This window comes from Streptomyces sp. NPDC088794 (assembly GCF_044750545.1).
Taxonomy (GTDB): Bacteria; Actinomycetota; Actinomycetes; order Streptomycetales; family Streptomycetaceae; genus Streptomyces.
Map to the genome: position 1 here is coordinate 136,648 of NZ_JBIVKB010000016.1, position 20,037 is coordinate 156,684.

General features: G+C 67.6%; 18 protein-coding genes and 1 pseudogene. 8 read left to right on the forward strand and 11 right to left on the reverse strand.

Annotation, left to right across the window (positions count from 1 at the left end):
- Window positions 1-8 precede the first annotated feature (8 nt).
- Complete coding sequence (locus ACIP6U_RS36880) at window positions 9-1,349, forward strand: DNA cytosine methyltransferase (protein ID WP_401726974.1); 1,341 nt, start codon at window positions 9-11, stop codon at window positions 1,347-1,349.
- Window positions 1,350-1,431: 82 nt separating this feature from the next.
- Here ACIP6U_RS36880 and ACIP6U_RS36885 read toward each other — a convergent pair whose 3' ends face one another.
- Window positions 1,432-3,327, reverse strand: coding sequence for an ATP-binding protein (locus ACIP6U_RS36885; RefSeq protein ID WP_401726975.1), 1,896 nt, complete (start codon window positions 3,325-3,327; stop codon window positions 1,432-1,434).
- A gap of 259 nt (window positions 3,328-3,586) precedes the next feature.
- On the opposite strand from ACIP6U_RS36885, the pseudogene ACIP6U_RS36890 reads away from it, so the two are divergent.
- Window positions 3,587-3,752, forward strand: a pseudogene (locus tag ACIP6U_RS36890) (IS5/IS1182 family transposase); the annotation flags it as partial.
- Between the two features lie 107 nt (window positions 3,753-3,859).
- Here ACIP6U_RS36890 and ACIP6U_RS36895 read toward each other — a convergent pair.
- Entirely contained in the window at window positions 3,860-4,309 is a 450-nt protein-coding gene (locus tag ACIP6U_RS36895) for a MarR family winged helix-turn-helix transcriptional regulator (RefSeq protein ID WP_401726977.1), read from the reverse strand.
- A 61-nt stretch (window positions 4,310-4,370) separates the two neighbouring features.
- Here ACIP6U_RS36895 and ACIP6U_RS36900 point away from each other — a divergent pair, with 61 nt between their 5' ends.
- The 3 genes from ACIP6U_RS36900 (at window position 4,371) to ACIP6U_RS36910 (ending at window position 7,227) form a co-directional block, all read left to right on the forward strand.
- Window positions 4,371-5,171 (forward strand): alpha/beta fold hydrolase, encoded by an 801-nt coding sequence (locus ACIP6U_RS36900; protein ID WP_401726979.1) that lies wholly within the window; start codon window positions 4,371-4,373, stop codon window positions 5,169-5,171.
- A 117-nt stretch (window positions 5,172-5,288) separates the two neighbouring features.
- Window positions 5,289-5,591, forward strand: coding sequence for a hypothetical protein (locus ACIP6U_RS36905; RefSeq protein ID WP_280881900.1), 303 nt, complete (start codon window positions 5,289-5,291; stop codon window positions 5,589-5,591).
- Window positions 5,592-5,700: 109 nt separating this feature from the next.
- On the forward strand, window positions 5,701-7,227 hold the full coding sequence (locus ACIP6U_RS36910; protein WP_401726981.1) for an alginate lyase family protein: 1,527 nt from the start codon (window positions 5,701-5,703) through the stop codon (window positions 7,225-7,227).
- Here the strand turns inward: ACIP6U_RS36910 and ACIP6U_RS36915 are convergent.
- On the reverse strand, window positions 7,205-8,761 hold the full coding sequence (locus tag ACIP6U_RS36915) for an MFS transporter (protein ID WP_401726982.1): 1,557 nt from the start codon (window positions 8,759-8,761) through the stop codon (window positions 7,205-7,207). The two genes, ACIP6U_RS36910 and ACIP6U_RS36915, sit on opposite strands and share 23 nt — an antisense overlap.
- Window positions 8,762-8,838: 77 nt before the next feature.
- Complete coding sequence (locus tag ACIP6U_RS36920) at window positions 8,839-10,251, reverse strand: DUF445 domain-containing protein (protein ID WP_401726983.1); 1,413 nt, start codon at window positions 10,249-10,251, stop codon at window positions 8,839-8,841.
- A 139-nt stretch (window positions 10,252-10,390) separates the two neighbouring features.
- Between ACIP6U_RS36920 and ACIP6U_RS36925 the strand changes: the two genes are divergently transcribed.
- A complete protein-coding gene (locus ACIP6U_RS36925) occupies window positions 10,391-11,755 on the forward strand; it encodes an SGNH/GDSL hydrolase family protein (protein ID WP_401726985.1) in 1,365 nt (454 codons plus the stop codon).
- A 213-nt stretch (window positions 11,756-11,968) separates the two neighbouring features.
- Here the strand turns inward: ACIP6U_RS36925 and ACIP6U_RS36930 are convergent, their stop codons facing one another.
- From ACIP6U_RS36930 to ACIP6U_RS36945, 4 genes are read right to left on the reverse strand one after another with little or no spacing between them, the layout of a single operon-like run.
- A complete protein-coding gene (locus ACIP6U_RS36930; protein ID WP_401726987.1) occupies window positions 11,969-12,865 on the reverse strand; it encodes a DUF1707 domain-containing protein in 897 nt (298 codons plus the stop codon).
- A 33-nt stretch (window positions 12,866-12,898) separates the two neighbouring features.
- A complete protein-coding gene (locus ACIP6U_RS36935) occupies window positions 12,899-13,921 on the reverse strand; it encodes an ATP-binding cassette domain-containing protein (protein WP_401726988.1) in 1,023 nt (340 codons plus the stop codon).
- A gap of 10 nt (window positions 13,922-13,931) precedes the next feature.
- A complete protein-coding gene (locus ACIP6U_RS36940) occupies window positions 13,932-14,708 on the reverse strand; it encodes an ABC transporter permease (RefSeq protein WP_401727191.1) in 777 nt (258 codons plus the stop codon).
- A gap of 37 nt (window positions 14,709-14,745) precedes the next feature.
- Entirely contained in the window at window positions 14,746-15,552 is an 807-nt protein-coding gene (locus tag ACIP6U_RS36945; protein ID WP_401726990.1) for an ABC transporter permease, read from the reverse strand.
- 197 nt (window positions 15,553-15,749) lie between these two features.
- On the opposite strand from ACIP6U_RS36945, the gene ACIP6U_RS36950 reads away from it, so the two are divergent.
- On the forward strand, window positions 15,750-18,161 hold the full coding sequence (locus ACIP6U_RS36950; protein ID WP_401726992.1) for a transglycosylase domain-containing protein: 2,412 nt from the start codon (window positions 15,750-15,752) through the stop codon (window positions 18,159-18,161).
- Window positions 18,162-18,171: 10 nt separating this feature from the next.
- On the opposite strand, the gene ACIP6U_RS36955 is transcribed toward ACIP6U_RS36950, so the two are convergent.
- The 3 genes from ACIP6U_RS36955 to ACIP6U_RS36965 all read right to left on the reverse strand — a co-directional run bounded on the left by ACIP6U_RS36955 (window position 18,172) and on the right by ACIP6U_RS36965 (window position 19,413).
- Window positions 18,172-18,492 carry a DMT family transporter gene (locus tag ACIP6U_RS36955; RefSeq protein ID WP_401726993.1) on the reverse strand — a complete coding sequence of 107 codons (321 nt, stop codon included), beginning with the start codon at window positions 18,490-18,492 and terminating at the stop codon, window positions 18,172-18,174.
- A 176-nt stretch (window positions 18,493-18,668) separates the two neighbouring features.
- Window positions 18,669-19,040: a GroES family chaperonin gene (locus ACIP6U_RS36960; protein WP_401726995.1), complete on the reverse strand. Its 372-nt coding sequence runs from the start codon at window positions 19,038-19,040 to the stop codon at window positions 18,669-18,671.
- Window positions 19,041-19,083: 43 nt separating this feature from the next.
- Window positions 19,084-19,413 carry a DUF3618 domain-containing protein gene (locus ACIP6U_RS36965; RefSeq protein WP_401726997.1) on the reverse strand — a complete coding sequence of 110 codons (330 nt, stop codon included), beginning with the start codon at window positions 19,411-19,413 and terminating at the stop codon, window positions 19,084-19,086.
- Between the two features lie 106 nt (window positions 19,414-19,519).
- Between ACIP6U_RS36965 and bcp the strand changes: the two genes are divergently transcribed.
- Window positions 19,520-19,987, forward strand: a complete 468-nt coding sequence (gene bcp / locus ACIP6U_RS36970) for a thioredoxin-dependent thiol peroxidase (protein WP_401726999.1) — start codon at window positions 19,520-19,522, stop codon at window positions 19,985-19,987.
- The last annotated feature ends 50 nt before the right edge of the window (window positions 19,988-20,037 follow it).

Here is a 20,037-nt window from a genome sequence, read left to right on the forward strand (position 1 = left end):
ATCGCTCCATGGTCACGCCCCGCCCCTCCGCATCAGAGCCCATCACTGTCCTTGATCTTTTCAGTGGCTGTGGGGGGTTCACCCAGGGGTTTCACGAGTTCCGACCCGTGGGTTCAAACATCGACGGACCCGCCTTCCGCAGCATTGCAGCCGTCGAACACAATCCTGCGGCGGCGGCCACGTACGCAGTGAACTTTGGGCGACTTCGCCCGGACAAAAGCGTGCCAGGCGCTCGCGTACATGTCGGCGACATCGAAGACTGGCGGCCGACAGCGGAGGATCTCCACGCCGAAGTGGTCATCGGCGGGCCACCGTGTCAGGGCTTCTCAGCCTTGAATCGCAACAAAAAGGGCAGTGAGCGCAATAGCCTGTGGGAAGAATACGTTCGAGTTGTAGCCGAAGTGCGCCCCAAAGTGTTCGTCATTGAGAACGTTGATCGCTTCCTCAAGTCCGACGAGTTCAACAACTTGCTCAGCCAGGTGAAAGAAGGAGGTCGCCTCTCCGACTATCGACTCGTGGATCCCCCCGGTCACGAAATGGGCGACAGCGAGGAGGAAAAGAATAGGCGCTACCTCCTCAATGCAGCGGACTACGGCGCCGCCCAGGCCCGCCGTCGAGCCATTGTCATCGGGATACGCCGTGATATTGAAGACGGGCGCACAATGAAGTATCCCGTCAAGACGCACACCCGTCGTCCCAGAGGTAGCTCTGCTGCACTTGACGGTGTCGACGCAGGGATCTCGTACTGGAATACAATTGACAAAATTTTCCGGGAGTCCGCGAAGCGCGTTATTCAAGGAACTGAACTGCCCGACAACAAAGAGTTCATTCCTGAGGTCGATGCTGCACTTCCTGGAATTTTCACCACTCGCCACTTGCACTTCGGCCGGAACCCCGAGCCACTCTCCAGAGCGAGATATCTCGCGATCCCTCCCGGTGGCAATCGAAAGAATCTCCGCGACAAGTGGTACACGTTGGACGAGTTCGGTGAAGTCCACGTCTTCACCAGTCCGAACCCTCCCGGCGTGCGAACACCGGTGGAGTACCTTTCGACCAAGAGTTGGGACAATCACAATACCGGCACCGGAGACGTCATGGGCCGGCTACGTTTTGGCGAACCATCGGTCACCATTCGAACGGAATTCTTCAAGCCGGAGAAGGGTCGCTACCTTCACCCGACCGATTCACGACCGATCACCCACTTCGAAGCCGCGCGAATTCAAGGATTCCCTCTGAGGTTCCGATGGTGCGGAACAAAGACCGAGATCGCAACGCAGATCGGCAACGCCGTGCCGGTCCCTCTGGGAAAAGCCATCGCAACAGCCATTTACACCTACCTGCGTAGCTGACTCATCCGCTTGGTCGGAGCAATGAAGGCGGCACGAGCTGGAGCATATTATGTCTCCAGCTCAGTTCCACCGATCGGCGGCACTATTCGCGGGAAACCCCCTTCAACGCTTCATAGCGCTCCAAAAATTCACCGTGGCTCCTCTTGACCATGCCGAGAATTTCTGAGTACTGGCGGACATATATCTGCGCCTTGCGAAGCATGTTCATGTTCTGGATCGCCATGGGCTCACTACTGATCTTTCCGCAGAACAGGTAGCCAATGACATGACTGGGGCGATACTCCCCGTCCGTGGAATTCTCAAAGATATGGCGAAGGTATCCAACGTAGTCCCGAATCTGATCCAACTCTTTGCGGCCTGCTACGGAATGAGGACGCTTGATCTCGACTACCACCAGCGTGTCGCCTTCCGCCACGCAGAGAAAATCAATCCGCCGGTCGGACTCAGGAGCCTCGGACTCAGGAAAGTGATCGCGCAGGATCTTACTGTATTGAATCTCGTCCGCGACCAGGTGCCATCTTGGATCCAGGGCCCAAGGGAACTCCTTGAAGAAGTTATGCAGATCTGGAACCTCAAGCGCATTGTTAGTGATCATCTTCTCCAGTTTTTCAATCGTGGCGATCCTCCCTTTAGTGACCTTAGACATCTCCTTTGCCTCGACTATCTCCCATTCACGGAATAGTGAGATCAGTTGAGCTGGATCCTTGAGCTCGGATTCACTGACTTCCTCGGCGATCTCCCAGAATGCATCGAACTCCAGGAAGTCGATACAAGACTTCAAGATACTCTGGGCCTCTTCGTCCCGCCCGACCAAATTGCTACCGACTGCTGTTTGAATGAGTTTGTCGACCACACGACGGGCTCTTTTGTGCTCTGATCCCGAGGTAGCCTTGAGGAAGTCTTGATAGACGGGTTCTGTGTCCAACTGGCGAAGCTTGTCATATCGGCGCTTTTCCGACCAGTTGCGTGACACGCTATTGACTTGGCGCCTGCCCCATTCCATGAGTGCGGTGTTGCTTTCCGTATCCCAGACGAGGGAGTTGCGCGCCGTCCCCACGGTGTCCTCTTCTTCATCGACAAAGTCAGCGCTGAGCTCACCGATGAGGTACGCGAGAGCGTACTGCTGTCCGGTGTTGGCATCGAACCAGAAGGGTTCTTGCACCAACTTGCCTCGCGCCATGATCGAAACACCACGCTGAATTCCATCATCAACGTTGCTCGAGTGAGGCAGGGCGCCGATCCATCCGGTGACGCGCCATCCAGTTCCTGGGGCAATTTCCTCGTCGTACTCCCAGAGATACGGATCACCGTTCACGTCTCGGGCGAGCAAAGATTTGAGATCACGCTCTTCAGGTGTAATTGGGTGCCCATTGATGATGACTTGAAAATCGTCGTTGATTACTGCGAACCTGCGCGCGATGTGCCGCCGGAGCGACGGTATGGAAACAGCGCGCTTCCGAAATTTCTCGATCCTTCGAAGCGTGATTCGCGTTCCCCGCGAGACCCAACCGGAAGGCTGCAACGGCTCGAACTGGGCAACTCGGTCCTTTGCGGCATACTCAAGTTCGTCATAGTCCATGACAAATCTGGACACAGAAACTCCGTTTGCGCTTTCGACTTCGATTTCTCGCGCTATACCGAATCCGGAGAATTTGCCCAATCCCTTGCGGCCCATGTACCGGCGGAACGGTGCATTCACTCGCCCGCTTCGCCCTTCCGCCTTGCGGCGATCACGCCCTACGAGGAGATATCCCTGCCTGACTTCTTCATCGCTCATTCCGTCCCCGTCGTCCTGCGCAATGATGACGGAATCATCTGTCACCTTTGATCCAGGGATATTGATTTCGACCTTGCTGGCGCCGGCGTCCCAAGCATTCGCAATGAGCTCCGAGATGACCGGCGGAAGAGTCGAGTACATCTGTACTCCGAGGTGCTTGATCGTGGCCGGGTCAAACTCCATCTTGTACGGGCTGGTCATCCTGCTCCCCCTCGCGCGACACTCACCTGGAGCGATCATATTGGCCCAACTGGACCAATCCTGCAGGGATTTGGTCGCATCAGGCCTTCTTGTGATCGACCTGTGGCCGCCAAACTGTGGTGCTTGTCCTGCATCCACGCACTGAGGATTTTCAGCACGGCCACTGCCAGAGGGGACTCCGGCGGGGTGCGCAACGCACGAGGCTCTCGTGCCGTTGGGAAGGTGTTCAAAGTCTCAACCCACAGGCAAAGGAGCCGCGTTGGTTCCGTTTTCTGCCGCACTCGACCTGACGTATGCCTGGTCGAGTGGATCACGATGCTCATCGTCACCTGCGAAGTGACCGCCGCTGCGAGCTCCCGACGCACCAACGTGCGCTGGTCAGCCTGGTGTACGTCCGCAAGCACGACCCCCTCACCCAGATCGCAGCGCGTTAAAGAGCCCCGCGTTGGGCGCGGGGCTCCCTGCTGTCTGAACTCGGTCACCGGGAGATTGGTACAGCCGTCACCTCGTCGAGTACTGACCCCGGAATCAACTAGCCGGCCTCAGAAGCCGTCTCGTTCAACCGTTCCAGCAGCGCCAACAACGCCTCCCGATCCCCCTCCCCCAACCCCGCGAAGCACTCCCCCAACACGTCATCCGCCACCGCTTGCCCCGCCTTCAACACCCGCTCCCCCGCCGGAGTCAGATGGTGCTCGATACGACGCCCCCGCCCCGGCCGCCGCTCGATCAACACCTGCGCAGCGAGCCGCGTCGCCAGCGTGCCGAAGGACTGTTCCGTCTGGAAGGTCGCGGCGGACAGTTCGCGAGCCGAGGAACCCGGCGTGCGGGCGATCGCCCGTAGTGCGTCCCATTGGGCCAGGGTCGTGCCGACGGTCGCCAACGCGGTGTCCAGTGCGCGGTGTTGGCGGTACTGGGCCCGCTTGACCGCTCGGCCGAGCAGCTGGAGTTGGGATGGGCGGCGAAGGCGCAGGTCATCTGGCATGGGGGAAGTTTACCTCAAGACTAAGCTTCCTTATATAAGGATGCTTAGTTAGAGTGAGTGCATGACCTCAGAGAACATCTCCCAGGCGTACTCCGTGTACCCCGACCTGCCCCTCACCGTCACCGAAACCGGCCCCGCCGACGGCCGCCCCGTCCTCGTCCTCCACGGCGGCGGAGGCCCCTTCACCGTCGCCGGCATCGCCCAGCACCTCGCCGCGAACGGCGCCCGCGTCCTCACCCCCGTACACCCCGGCTGGGACAGCAATCCCCGTCCCGACTGGCTCACCGGCATCGACGATCTCGCCCTCGCCTACCTCCACCTCCTCCAGGACCTCGACCTGAAGGACGTCCTCGTCATCGGCTCGTCCATGGGTGGCTGGATCGCCGCCGAGATGGCCGTACGGGATGTCGAGCAGGAGCGTGTCAGCGGGGTCGTGCTCATCAACTCCGCCGGTGTGTACGTCGACAGCGAACCGATCGCCGACTTCTTCGCCCTCGATCCCCGCGCCGCCGCCGAACTGACCTGGCACGACCCCGATCGCTTCTACGTCGATCCCGCCACCGTTCCCGCCGAGCAACTCGCCGCCCGCCAGGCCAACATGGCGACCATGCGGGTCCTCGCCGGTGAACCCAACATGCACGACCCGAAGTTGTTGCGCCGGCTCGGTCGGGTGCGGCAGCCCGCGTTGGTGGTGTGGGGCGAGAGTGACGGGCTCTTCACCGCTGCTTACGGCGCCGCGTACGCGTCCGCCTTCGGGGACGGGCGGTTCGAGCTCGTGCCCAAGGCCGGTCATCTGCCGCAGCTCGAACAGCCTGAGGTCACGTTCCGGCTCATCGACGAGCACCTCGATCGGACAGCTTGAGGGCGCGAGCCGGAGGCCGGCTTCCTGGACGCCCCGCCCTCACACCCCCGGCGCCCGCGGGTTAGCCTCAGGCCACAGCAGTCACAAGGCTCAGGTCGCAAGGCTCAGGAGGCACGCATGGCCAAGGTTCCCAGCGCGGTGGTCGCCGCGGGCGGGCTTGTCGGTGGGTACGGCGTGGCTCGCTGGACGCGGAAGCGGGAGCTCGGTGGGGTCGTACTGGCCGTCGCCGGGGCCGCGGCCGCGCAGCAGTGGCGGCGGCAGGCCGGCGGGACGGCCGCCGGAGCGCTGACCGGTGCCTACGTCGCAGCCTTCGCCGCGTCGCATCCGCTGGCCAAGAAGGTAGGCGCCTGGCCCGCGGTCTTCGGCGTCGCCGGTGCCGTGGCACTGGCCTCGTGGGCGGTGGCCGACCGCCGGGGGTAGCTCCCCCACGTGCAACGGGACGTAGGGCTCCCGGCGTCTGCGAAGACATCGGCGGAGACATCCGCGCCAGTTTTCGTTATCGGCCCCCACACCCGTACGTCTCCTGCGCATGCACGCCACACAACACCCCAGCAGCCGTCGCACCCTCACCCGCCGCACCCTCCTCAAAGCCACCGGCACCGGAGCCGTGACCGCCGCCGTCGGAACCACCGCCACCCCCTCAACCGCCGCCGACGGCTACGCCCACCCCGGTCTCCTCCACACCCGCGCCGACCTGGCCCGTATGGCCGCGAAGGTGAAGGCGGGCAAGGCGCCTTACGTCGCCGGGTACGCCAAGCTCACCGCCAACCGGCATGCGCAGAGCGGGTGGACGGCGAACCCCCAGGCCACCGTCTACCGGGGCAGCGGTACGCCGCAGAACTACGCGACCCTCTACAACGACGTCCACGCCGCCTACCAGAACGCCCTGCGCTACCACGTCGGCGGCGACAGCGCCCACGCCGACACCGCCGTCGCGATCCTCAACTCCTGGTCGGCCAAGCTGACTTCGGTGCAGGGGTCAGCCGACCGGTTCCTGGCCGCGGGACTGTACGGGTACCAATTCGCGAACGCCTCCGAACTCGTCCGGGATCACGGGGACTTCGAGCTGGGCCGGTTCCAGGAGATGCTCAGCGAGGTCTTCGCGCCGCTCAGCGACAGCTTCCTGGTCAAGCACAACGACGCCGTCGTCACCAACTACTGGACCAACTGGGATCTCACGGCCGTCGCCTGCGTCCTCGCCACCGGCATCTTCTGCGACGACAAGGCCCAAGTCGCCCGCGCCGTCGACTACTTCAAGCATGGTGCGGGGCTCGGATCCGTCCGCAACGCCATTCCCGTGCTGCACGAGGACGGGCTTGGTGAGTGGTTGGAGGCCGGGCGCGATCAAGGGCACGCCCTGCTCGGTGTCGGGCTGATGGGCACTGTGTGCGAGATGGCCTGGAATCAAGGCATCGATCTGTACGGGTACGACGACAGCCGGTTCCTCAAGGGCGCCCAGTACGTGGCGAAGTGGAGCATGGGCGGGCAGGTGCCGTACACGCCCAACACCCGTCGCAAGGGTGCCGTCGCGGGGTGGTCGGGGAGCGAGACCGCGAGCGCCGCGGCCGGTGTCGACCCGAGTATGACCCGGCCCATCTGGGCGATGATCGCCAACCACTACACCAAGCGGCGCGGGCTCTCGGCCACCTACCTCACGCAGATCGCCGCCAAGTCCGCCCCCGAGGGCGGCGGCGGTGACTACGGCCCCAACAGCGGCGGCTACGACCAACTCGGCTTCGGCACCCTGGCGTTCACGCGGGACAAGGCGGCGGCCGCAGGCAGCACCTCCGCCCCTATCGGGACACCGACCTCGACTCCCGCGCCGACCCCGACGGCCACCGCATCCGGCGCCAACTCCGGTACGGACATCGGCTCCGGCCCCCGCCCCCAGTCCGCCGCCGCCCCCTCCGCCTCACCGAACTCCAGCGGCGACCTCGCCACCACCGGCTCCGGTGACGTCATCGGATGGGCAGCGGCCGCAGGCCTCACGACCGTCGCCGGAGGCCTGCTTCTGGTGCGCCGTCGGGACCGGGTCAGGCGGGACGTCCCCCAATAGGCGTCCCCGGAGGCCCGGATTCACCGGAACCGCCCGAACTCCCGGGCTTCCCCGCCCCCTTCACCGCCGCGCCCGCCTTCGCCACCACCGCGGTCAACGGCGTGGCGATGTCCTCCAGCGACCTCCGCTCCGCGTTCACCGCAAGGAACGCCGCGACGATCCCCGCCGCGCACATCAGCCCCGCGCCGATCTGGAAGGCGAGGGTCGTGTCGCCGACGACGCCGGAATCGGTGAGGTCGGCGAAGACGAGGGGGCCGGTGATGCCACCGGCGGCCGTGCCGATGGCGTAGAAGAACGCGATGGACATGGCGCGGGTCTCCATCGGGAAGATCTCGGAGACCGTGAGGTAGGCGCTGGAGGCGCCGGCGGAGGCGAAGAACAGGACCGCGCACCAACACGCCGTCAGGGTCGTCGCGTTGAGCGAGCCGCGGTCGAACAGCCAGGCCGTGCCGAAGAGGAGGAGGCCGGAGAGGAGGTACGTCGACGAGATCATCGTCCGGCGGCCCACCGTGTCGAAGAGCTTGCCCAGCAGCAGGGGGCCGAAGAAGTTGCCGACCGCGATCACCGCGAAGTAGTAGCCGGTGTTCCCGGTCGGGACGTCGTAGAACTTCGTCAGGATCGCGCCGAAGCCGAAGGTGATCGCGTTGTAGAGGAACGCCTGGCCGATGAAGAGGGAGAAGCCGAGGACCGAGCGTTTGCGGTAGTCGGAGAAGAGGGTGCGGCCGATCTCCAGGAAGCTGATGCTCTTGCGCTGGTGGATGGTGATCTCGCCCTCGGGGGCGGGGAGTTGCTCGCCCTGCTCCGCCTCGATCCGCTCCTCGATCGAGGAGACGATGCGTTCCGCCTCCTCCTCCTTGCCGTGGATCAGCAGCCACCGTGGGCTCTCGGGCACGTGTCGTCGTACCAGAAGGATCACCAGGGCGAGGACCGCGCCGAGCGCGAAGGTCAGGCGCCAGCCCACGTCGGCCGGCAGGATCGCGGTGTTCAGCGCGACGATGGAGAGCAGGGAGCCGAAGACCGCGCCCACCCAGAAGCTGCCGTTGATGATCAAGTCGACGCGCCCGCGGTGGAACGCCGGGATCAGCTCGTCGATGGCGGAGTTGATCGCCGCGTACTCGCCGCCGATGCCGAAGCCGGTCAGGAAGCGGAAGGCGAAGAACCACCAGGTCTGGAAGGAGATCGCCGTCAGGGCGGTGGCCGCCAGATACACGATCAGGGTGATCATGAACAGTTTTTTGCGGCCGTAGCGGTCGGTCAGGCGGCCCCAGAACAGGGCGCCGGAGCAGGCACCGGCCACGTACAGCGCGGCGGCGATGCCCGTGACCTCGCCGGAGGTGATCGGCAGTCCGCTGCCGGGCTCGGACAGGCGTCCCGCGATGTTGCCGACGACCGTGACCTCCAGGCCGTCGAGGATCCACACCGTGCCGAGGCCGATGACGATCGTCCAGTGCCAGCGCGACCAGGGCAGCCGGTCGAGGCGGGCGGGGATGCTGGTGGTCACGATGCGGCCGTCTTCGGCCTGAGCGGTGGCCATGGGCTCCCTCCTCATCGAGCGAACCATCCGGCGGAACCTCCGTCGGAACGTTCGCCGAGTGCCCCCACCAGCCCGCTTTACGCCCCCAGCCCTCGCGACACCGCGTAGATCAGCAAGCCCACCAGCGACCCCACCACCGTGCCATTGATCCGGATGAACTGCAGGTCACGGCCGATGTGCGCCTCGATCTTCTTCGTCGTGTGCTCGGCGTCCCAGCTCGCCACGGTGTCCGTGATCAGGGAGGTGATCTCGCCCCGGTAGGTGGTGACGACGTACACCGCCGCGCCCTCCACCCAGCCGTCGACCTTGGCCTGCAGCTTGGCGTCCACGGCCATCCGCGCGCCCAGCGAGAGCAGCGAGGCCCGTACGCGCAGCCGCAGCTCGCTGCGCTCGTCCTCGGCCGCCGAGACGATCATCGAGCGTACGGAGGTCCAGGCCGAGGCGATCAGGTCCTGGACCTCGCCGCGGCCCAGCACTTCGCCCTTGAGCCGTTCGATCCGCGCGCGGGTCTCGGTGTCGGACTGGAGGTCGGAGGCGAAGTCGGTCAGGAAGCGGTCGAGGGCGCCGCGCGCGGGGTGCGAGGGCATGTCCCGCATCTCGGTGACGAAGCGCAGCAGCTCCTTGTAGACGCGCTCGCCGACCTTCTTGTCGACGAACCGCGGGGTCCAGCCGGGCGCCCCGCCCTGGACGGCGTCCATGACCTGCTCGTCGTGCAGGACCAGCCAGTCGTGCGCGCGGGTGACGATCAGGTCGACGACCCGCTTGTGGCCGCCGTCGGCGACGATCTTCTCCAGCATCTTGCCGATGCCGGGGGCGATCTCCTGGGCGTCGGCCCGGCGGGTGATCGCCTCGCCGACGATCGCCTGGACGTCGGAGTCGCGCAGGACGGTGAGGGCGCCGCGCAGGGCGGCCGAGAGTTCCGCCGTCACCCGGTCCGCGTGGTCGGGGTCGGCCAGCCAGACGCCGAGCCGGCTGCCGATGCCGACGGCGCGCAGCCGCTGTCGTACGACGTCCTGGGAGAGGAAGTTCTCCCCGACGAACTCGCCCAGGGAGATGCCGAGTTGGTCCTTCTTGGTCGGGATGATCGCGGTGTGCGGGATGGGCAGGCCGAGCGGATGACGGAAGAGCGCGGTGACCGCGAACCAGTCCGCCATCGCGCCGACCATGCCGGCCTCCGCCGCCGCGGCGACGTAGTCGGCCCAGACCCCGGCGCCCTCGTGGGAGGCCCACTTGGCGAGGACGTAGACGACGGCCACGAAGAGCAGCAACCCGGTCGCGGTGAGTTTCATCCGGCGCACCCCGCGCCGCTTCTCCTCGTCGGCGGGGCTGAACGTCGTCATCGTGCGGGCGGCCGGGGCGGGCGTGGCCGGATCGGCACGGTTATCCGCCGGGGCGGACCGGGCATGCTTCATGGCGACGTCGCTTGATCCCGCTTCATCCGGATTCGTACGTTCCATTCGCTCCACCCGTTCGTGATCCCTTGCACACATTGTCCCTTCCTGACCGACTCCCGGAACGGAACAGGAGTTCCCGCCGTCTGTCGGGAGGGGGAATTCGTGACGAACTCCGGCGGCCCAGTGGGGGTCCTGGTCGACTACCCCTCATCACAGCTGAGGAGACACGCACCGCATGGCCAAGCGAAACGGCGGGGGTGCAGGGGTGGCCCCCACGAAGCACGGCGCCCTGCTGGCGGCGATCGTCGCCCTGATCGTGGGGATCTCGGCCGCCATCTACGCCGGTGCCGCCACCGCCGACGGCCACGCGGGCCGCAGCGCCCTCGCCCAGGGACGCACCCCGCACAACTCCGCCGCCCCGGCCTCCACCGGCACCTGGGTCGGCTCCTGGTCCGCGTCCCCGGCCGGCGCCGAGCCCGGCACCGAGACCGTCGGTCTGGCCGGGCGTTCGGTGCGCAACGTCGTGCACGCGAGCGTGGGCGGCACCAGCGCCCGCGTCACGCTGTCCAACCTCTACGGGCAGTCGGCGCTGACCCTCACCAACGCGTCGATCGCCGTCGCCGCCGGGAGCCGCAGCGCGGCCGCCGGCGCGCAGTCGATGGTGCGGCTGACCTTCGGCGGCGCGACCACCGTCGTCATCCCGGCCGGCGGCCAGGTGCTGAGCGACGCGGTCCGCATCGTGATCCCGCAGGGCGGCGACGTCCTGGTCACCACGTACTCGCCCACCGCGTCCGGCCCGGTCACCTACCACCCGCACGCACGCCAGATCTCCTACGTCGCCGACGGCGACCTCACCGAGGACGTCACCGGCGCCGCGTACACCGAGCAGACGGGGTTCTGGCGCTATCTGACCGCGCTGGACGTGCTGAGCAACGAGTCGGACGGCACCGTGGTCGCCTTCGGGGACTCGCTCACCGACGGCATCACCTCCACCGACGACGCCAACCGCCGCTGGACGGACGTCCTCTCGCAGCGGCTGCGTACGGCCGTCGGGTCCGGCCAGGACGTGCCCCGCTACAGCGTGATCAACCAGGGCATCAGCGGCAACCGGATCCTCACCGGCGGCCTCGGCCGGCCCGCCGACAACCCGAGCGGCCTCGACCGCTACGCCCGTGACGTGCTCTCCCGCACCAACGTCAAGGTCGTGATCATCGACCTCGGTGTCAACGACATCCTGCGCAACCCGCAGCTCGCCGACCCGGACCGGATCGTCGAGGGCCTGCGCACCCTGGTCCGGGAGGCCCACGCCCGCGGCATCAAGGTCGTCGGCGCCACCCTGATGCCCTTCCGGGGGCACCGCGGCTACTCCGGGGACCGGGACGCCGTACGGCAGGAGGTCAACGCGGAGATCCGCTCGGGCCGCGTGTTCGACGCCGTGGTCGACTTCGACCGCGCCCTGCGCGACCCGTACGACCCGCGCCGGCTGCGCTCCGACTACGACTCCGGCGACCACCTCCACCCCAGCGACAAGGGGTACGCGCGGATGGCGGCGGCCTTCGACCTGGACGACCTGAAGGGCTCGGCGCCGGCGGAGCTGTGACCAGCCCTGCCGGGCAGCTCGCGGGTCAGGCGTCTGCTCGGACGCCGGCGTGCCGGTGGAACGCGCGGAGCCGCGCGCCGGAGTCCCGTAGGCCCGCGCTCCGCCGGCCCTCAGCCGCCGGGCACCGGCGGTCGGCGGCACCGCGCGTCGAACCGCCCCGCGAAGCCTGGCACCAGCGCGCCCGGCCGCGCCCGCACCCGCCGTCGCCGTGCCTCAGTAATCCCCGAACCGTCGCCGGTCCCGCTCCTCGCGGCGCTCCCGGCGGCGTTCCTCCTGCTGCTCGCGGCGTTCCTCCTGGCGTTCGCGGCGGGGGTCGCGGTGGCGGCCGTCGAGCATGCGGTGATGGTGGCCGAGGATGCGCTGGTGGTCGTCGTACCTGTCGTCCGGGTCGTCCAGGTCCAGGTCGTCGCGGGCGGATTCCGGCAGCTCTCGGCCGGAGGCCTTGCGCTCCAGCTTCTCCCTGCGGCGCTCCTCCTTCAGGCGGCGCCGCTCCTCGCGGGTCAGTTTGCGCTCGACGTCGACGCCGCCCCAGAAGGCGAAGCCGGTGACGATCACGCGCGGCGCCCCCGGGTCGCCGGGCACGCCGTCCTCGCGGCTGTCGAAGGCGCCCATGATCCCGATGCCGCGCACGACGACCTCGACGCCGGGCGGCACGGTCACGTTCACCCCGCCCATGATCGCGACGCAGTTGATCACGACCTCGCGGTCCGCGAAGTTCGCCTCGCGCAGGTCGATGTCACCGCCGCCCCAGAAACAGAAGGAGTTGAACCGCTTGGGCACGGTCCAGCGTCCCTTGCGCTGGAAGCCGGACATCACGGCGACGGCCCAGGTCGACGAACCCTCGCCGCCGACGATCCGGCCGGCCCAACTCCCGTCGCGCACCGGCCCCTTGACCATGTTCACCGGCGGCGGGGCGACACCGGGGGCCGGCAGATCGCGGGTGATCGGCGTCAGTTCGCCGTACGTCCGCGCCTTGTACGTGGCCTCCAGCCGCTCCTCGAACTCCTCCATGTCGAGGCGGCCCTCCGCGAGGGCGTCCCGCAGGATCTCCGAGACTCGCTCACGGTCGGCGTCGGAGGCGCGAAGCTCCGGGACTGCGTCGTCGGTCATGTACAGCAGCCTACGAGGTCACTCCGGCAAGGGCTACGAGACCGCTTCCTCGGCCTGTTCCGGCGGTGAATCAGCCGGTCCGGGCGCGGATTCGCGCGCGTCCCCCAAGGAATGCAGCATCTTGGCGATGACCACCTCGATGTCCGGCTCGCGCACCGACAGGTCCACCAGCGGATACTCCGCCGCGATCCGCGCGACCAGCGGCGCCGCCGAGCCCGACGCCGGGAACGCCAGCCACTGGCGCGGCCCCTCCACCTTCACCACCCGCGCGTCCGGGACCTCGATCGGCGGCAGCTCCCGCTCCAGGTCCACCACCAGCGTCCGCTCGCTCTCCCCCACCTCGTGCAGCCCGGCCAGCGGACCGTCGTACATCATGCGCCCGTGGTCGATGACCATCACCCGCGAGCAGAGCTGCTCGATGTCCTGGAGGTCGTGCGTGGTCAGCAGGACCGTCGTGCCCCGCTCGGCGTTCAACTCCCGCAGAAAACCCCGCACCTTGGCCTTGGACATGACGTCCAACCCGATCGTCGGCTCGTCGAGGTACAGCACCTCCGGATCGTGCAGCAGCGCCGCCGCGATGTCCCCCCGCATCCGCTGCCCCAGCGACAGCTGACGCACGGGCACGTCCAACAGGTCGGCCAGCTCCAGGAGTTCGACACAACGGTCGAGGTTCTCGCGGTAACGCGCGTCCGGGATGCGGTACATGCGGTGCATCAGCTTGTACGAGTCGATCAGCGGCAGGTCCCACCACAGCGTCGTACGCTGCCCGAACACCACGCCGATCCGGTGCGCCAGGCGCGTGCGCTCACGGGAGGGGTCGATGCCGGCCACCCGCAGCCGGCCGCCGCTCGGCGTGAGGATGCCGGTCAGCATCTTGATGGTCGTCGACTTCCCGGCACCGTTCGGGCCGATGTAGCCGACCATCTCGCCACGCGCGACGGTGAAGGAGATGCCGTCGACGGCGCGGACCTGCCGGCGTTCCCGTTTGAGGAAACCGGTCTTCCGGCGGACGTCGAAGACCTTCTCGACACGGTCGAGTTCAATGAAGGGGTCCATCGTCTGCTCGCTAACTCCCCGTACTCCGATAGGACCTGAGACCCGCCCGCCAGGCAACTCCCGCGAGCGCGCAGCAGGCGACCGCCACCAACGGCGACACGAACGCCGACCACTGCGGCAGCCCCAGGGGCAGCGGGCGCCCCAACACATAGGCCGCGGGCACCCAGTTGACGAAGGCCAGCGGCAGCACGAACGTCACCCCGCGCACCAGCTCCTGGCCGAAGACGGTGGGCGGGTACTGCAACAGCGTCGTGCCGCCGTACGTGAACGCGTTCATCACCTCCGACCCGTCCTGCGCCACGAACTGGAAGGCCGCGCCCGCCACGAACACCGCGCAGAAGATCCCCGCGCCGCTCAGCACGATCACCGGCATCAGCGCCACCTTCACCGGCGTCCAGTCGATGTCGACGCTCAGCAGGGCGTACCCGAGCACCAACGCCCCCTGCGTGACGCGCCCCAGGCGGCGCAGCCCGAAGCGGTCGGCGGCCACCTGCGCGAGCACCGGCGCGGGGCGCACGAGCAGCGTGTCCAGCGTGCCGTCCCGAACGCGCTGACCCAGCCGCTCCATCGAGCCGATCGCCAGATCCGCGAGACCGAACGCGACGGACGACAGGCCGTACAGGAAGGCCACTTCGGCCAGCGGCCAGCCGCCGAGCACGTCGACCCGCGAGAACATCAGCAGGATCGCCACGAAGTCCAGGCCGGTGACGGCGAAGCTGGCGAACGTCGTCATCACGAAGGACGCGCGGTACGCCATCGTGGACCGCATCCACATCGCCGCGATCATGCGATAGGTGCGCAGCCCGTCGGCCGCACCGCCGATGTCAGCCACCCTGTACGACCACCCTCCGCGTCGCCACCGACTGCACCAGCCGCCCGGCCACCAGCAGCGCCACCGCCCACGCCCCCTGGAAGGCGAACGTCGACCACGGGTCCGCCTCCCCCAGCAGCACGTCCGCCGGCTTCTGCAGCAGCGCCGACCAGGGCAGCATGCGTACGACCTCGCCGAGCGCGCCCGGGAACACGTTCAGCGGCAGCACCATCCCCGAGCAGAAGAACCCGACGAGCATCGCCATGTGCGTCACGCCCGTGCCGTCCAGCAGCCAGAACGTGAGCAGCGCGACCAGGTACCGGATGCCGAAACCGACCACCATGCCCAGCGCGACGGTCACCAGGAACGCTGCCCAGGTCACCCAGGAGCCCGGCAGCGCCACCGGAAACACCAGTGCGCCGAAGGCGAACGGGATCACGCCCCGCCCGAGCAACTGGAACAGGGCGCGCCCGACGTCGGCCGCCAGCCACCACAGCTGGAGATCCGCGGGCCGGTACAGGTCGGTCGCGATGTCCCCGGTGCGGATCCGCTCCATCAGCTCGTTCTCGACCCCGCCGCCCCCGATCGCCAGCGCCGCGAGCAGCGCCTGCCCGAGCCACACGTAGGTGACGGCCTGCGCCTGGTCGTACCCGCCCAGATGCGGCCGCTCGTCCCACAGCGCCAGATACGTGTACACGAGGATCAGCCCGAACACGGTGTTGGTGAACACCCCCGCCGCGGTGGCCGCCCGGTACGTCGAGTACCGCTTCAAGCCGCCCGCCGCGACGGCCGCGTACAACCGTCCCGAGCCCACCGTCAACGACCTCCCAGGCCCGCAAGACACCGAAGCGCAGGAGCCTAGCCCGCAGGTGGTGACGTACGCCACGCATTTTCGGGGCAGGACGCGTGCCGCGATCTGCAACGGAACGCATGGTGCGAGAGTCTTCAAGAGGGGGCGCAGAACGCGTACAAGGTCGTACCGGAACGTATGACGCGAAATTGGAGTCCGTGCACAACATGAGCGACGAGCCGCAGCAGCCGACCGAGGGCTGGGCACCGAGAGAGCCGCTGGCGGCCGAACCGACGGGTGGGAAGAAGAAGATGAAGCGGCCCAAGCGCACCGGCTGGCGGCGGATCATCCCCACCTGGCGCATGGTGCTCGGCACCTTCGTGATCGGCGTCCTGCTGCTCGTCGGCCTGTTCTTCCTCGGCTACTCCCTGGTCAAGATCCCGCCGGCCAACGCGCTCGCCACCAAGCAGTCCAACGTCTTCCTGTACGCCGACGGCTCGCAGCTCGCCCGGGACGGCGAGGTCAACCGGGAGAACGTGTCGCTCGCGCAGGTCTCCAAGGACGCCCAGCACGCCGTGCTCGCCGCCGAGGACCGCGACTTCTACACCGAGTCCGCCGTCGACCCCAAGGCGATGCTGCGGGCCGGCTGGAACACCGCGACCGGCAAGGGCCGCCAGTCCGGCTCGACGATCACCCAGCAGTACGTCAAGAACTACTACCTGGGCCAGGAACAGACCGTCACCCGCAAGGTGAAGGAGTTCTTCATCTCGATCAAGCTGGACCGCACGGAGTCCAAGGACCAGATCCTGGAGGGCTACCTCAACACCAGCTACTTCGGCCGCAACGCCTACGGCATCCAGGCCGCCGCCCAGGCCTACTACGGCCAGGACGCCACCGACCTCGACCCGGCCCACGCCGCCTACCTCGCCGCGCTGGTCAACGCGCCCAGCGAGTACGACGTCGTCGCCCACCCCGAGAACAAGTCGGCGGCCGTGGCCCGTTGGAACTACGTCCTGGACGGCATGGTCAAGAAGGGCTGGCTGACCGAGGCGAAGCGGGCCGGACTGAAGTTCCCGATGCCGAAGGAGCAGACGGTCTCCACCGGACTGTCCGGGCAGCGCGGCTACATCGTCGAGGCGGTCAAGAGCTACCTCATCAAGAACAAGATCGTCACCGCCGACGAGCTGGAGGCCGGCGGCTACCGCATCAAGACCACCCTGGACAAGAGCAAGCAGGACGCCTTCGTGAAGGCCGTCGACGACCAGGTGATGTCCAAGCTGGACAAGAAGGGCCGCAAGGTCGACAACTACGTCCGCGCGGGCGGCGCCTCCGTCGACCCCAAGACCGGCAAGGTCGTCGCGATGTACGGCGGCATCGACTACGTCAAGCAGTACACGAACGGCGCGACCCGCGGCGACTTCCAGGTCGGCTCCACCTTCAAGCCCTTCGTGTTCACCTCGGCCGTGGAGAACCACTCCGAGACGCAGGACGGCGAGATGATCACGCCCAACACCTACTACGACGGCACCAACAAGCGCCCCGTGGAAGGCTGGACCGGCGGCACCTACGCGCCCGAGAACGAGGACCAGTACTCCTACGGCGACATCACCGTGCGCACCGCCACCAACAAGTCCGTCAACGCGGTGTACGCGCAGATGGCCGTCGACGTCGGTCCCGAAAAGGTGAAGCAGACCGCCGTCGACCTCGGCATCCCCTCCGACACCCAGGACCTCAACGCGTATCCGTCGATCGCGCTCGGCACCGCCACCGCCAGCGTCCTCGACATGGCGGAGGCCTACGCGACCCTCGCCAACCACGGCCGGCACGGCACGTACACGATGATCGACTCGATCACCAAGGACGGCCAGGACGTGGTGGAGCTGCCCAAGGAGCAGCCCCACCAGGCCGTCAGCCGCGAGGCCGCCGACACCACGACGTCGATCCTCCAGAGCGTCGTCGAGAGCGGCACCGCGACCGTCGCGCAGGGCGCCGACCGCCCCGCCGCCGGCAAGACCGGCACCGCGGAGAACGACACGGCCGCCTGGTTCGCCGGCTACACGCCCGAGCTCGCGACCGTGGTCTCCGTGATGGGCCAGGACCCGGTCACCGCCAAGCACAAGCCGCTCTACGGCGCGATGGGCCTGGACCGCGTCAACGGCGGCGGCCCGCCGGCCCAGATCTGGGCTCAGTTCACCAAGGCGGCCCAGAAGGGCGACAAGGTCACCGACTTCGACCTCCAGCTCCAGGACGGCGCCGAACAGACCGCCCCGCCGACCCAGGAGGCCACGCCCCCGGACACCGGCGACGAGGACAACGGCGGCACCACCGACGGCGGCCAGGGCGACCAGGGCCAGACCGACGGCGGCACGACCACCGGCGGGGGCACCACGACCGACGGCGGCACCACCACGACCGGCGGAACCACCGGCGACACCACCACGGGCGGCACGACCACCGACGGCGGCACCACGACCGACGGCGGTACGACGGACGGCGGCACGACCGGCGACACCACGGCCGGCACCGACACCGGGGGCACCACGGGCGGCGACACCGGCGGCACGACGGGCACGGACACCGGCGGCAACAGCGTCGGCACGACGGCGGGCCCGCAGAGCACGGCCAGACGCCAGCAGTAGCCGCGTCCGCTCAGTGCCCGGAGGTCGCCTTCAGCCCCACCACGGCGACCAGCAGGAGACAGACGAAGAAGATCCGGGCGGCGGTGGCCGGCTCCCCCAGCGCCACCATCCCGATCACCGCCGCGCCGGCCGCCCCGATCCCCACCCACACGCCGTAGGCGGTACCGATGGGCAGGGAACGGGCGGCGTACGAGAGCAGCAGCATGCTGGCGACGATCCCGGCGCCGGTGAACAGACTCGGCACCAGCCGGGTGAAACCGTCGGTGTACTTCATCCCGATCGACCAGCCCACTTCGAGCAGACCGGCGACGACAAGCAGAACCCAGGCCATGACAGGCACCTCCGAGACGTACGTACTGAACGGGGGTGCGTCGTCTTTGCAAGCTGCTCGGCGAACTGCTCTGCGGCTCCCGGTACGGCGCGTCTCGTCGGGTTCCTTTCGAACATAGCAAACGCACGGCAAAAGGGGCCGGTGACGATGGTCACCAGCCCCTGAGAACCGTAGATCTACAGGTAGAGCCCCGTGGAGTCCTCGGACCCCTCGAACCGGTCCGCCGCGACGGCGTGCAGATCACGCTCCCGCATGAGCACGTACGCGGTGCCCCGCACCTCGACCTCGGCGCGGTCCTCCGGGTCGTACAGCACCCGGTCACCGGGCTCCACGGTCCGGACGTTCTGCCCCACCGCGACGACCGCCGCCCACGCCAGCCGGCGACCCACGGCCGCCGTGGCCGGGATCAGGATCCCGCCACCGGAACGCCGCTCGCCCTCACCGGCCTCCTGCCGCACCAGAACCCGGTCGTGCAGCATCCGGATCGGCAGCTTGTCGTCGTGGGTGCGCTGCTCGTCTCGTCCGGTCTCGTCTCTTTTGGCGCTCACGCCCTGAACCTACCTGCCCGCGCCGCGTCCGTACGCCGCCGGGTCAGCGCTTGCGCCGACGGGCGCCGAAGGCCAGCAGCCCCACGACGCCGACCACCACGAGGGCGACCGGCACTACACGCTCGAGGCGGGGCGCGCCCTCCTCGTCGACGAACTGCGCCTTCACGTCGCTGACGGCCCGGTTGACGCCGACGTAGGCGCGGCCGACGGTGTGATCGATGGTGGACGCCACCTTGGCCTTGGCGTCCCCGACGATCGTCTTCGGATGCACCCGCACCCCGATCTCGTCGAGCGTCTCGGCCAGCACGTCGCGGCGGCGTTTGATGTCCGCCTCGATCTGCGCCGGGGTTCTGGTGTCCGACGTGTCCGCCACGGTTGGCCCTCCGAAGTCAGCTGATGCGTGTTTGTGCCGTTGTTCTGGACAGTCTGTCAGCTCCGCCCGCCGCCGCACTGTCAGGACCCCCGGTTACGCTGGCCCGATGAGTGAGCGACTCCAGCCCGGGGACGTGGCCCCCGACTTCACCCTCCAGGACGCCGACGGCACCGAGGTGTCCCTCGCGGACCACAAGGGCCGCAAAGTCATCGTCTACTTCTACCCCGCCGCCCTGACGCCCGGCTGCACCAAGCAGGCCTGCGACTTCACGGACAACCTGGAGCTGCTGACCGGCGCGGGCTACGACGTCCTCGGCGTCTCCCCCGACAAGCCGGAGAAACTGGCCAAGTTCCGCGACAAGGAATCCCTGAGGATCACGCTCCTGGCCGACCCGGAGAAGACGGTCACCGAGGCCTACGGCGCGTACGGCGAGAAGAAGAACTACGGCAAGACCTACATGGGCGTCATCCGCTCCACGATCGTGGTGGACGAGGAGGGCAAGGTCGAACGGGCGCTGTACAACGTCCGAGCGACGGGCCACGTGGCAAAGATCATCAAGGACCTGGGCATCTGAGAAGACGCCTGTACTGAACAAGCGGCTCGTACCGGGTGACCCGGCACGAG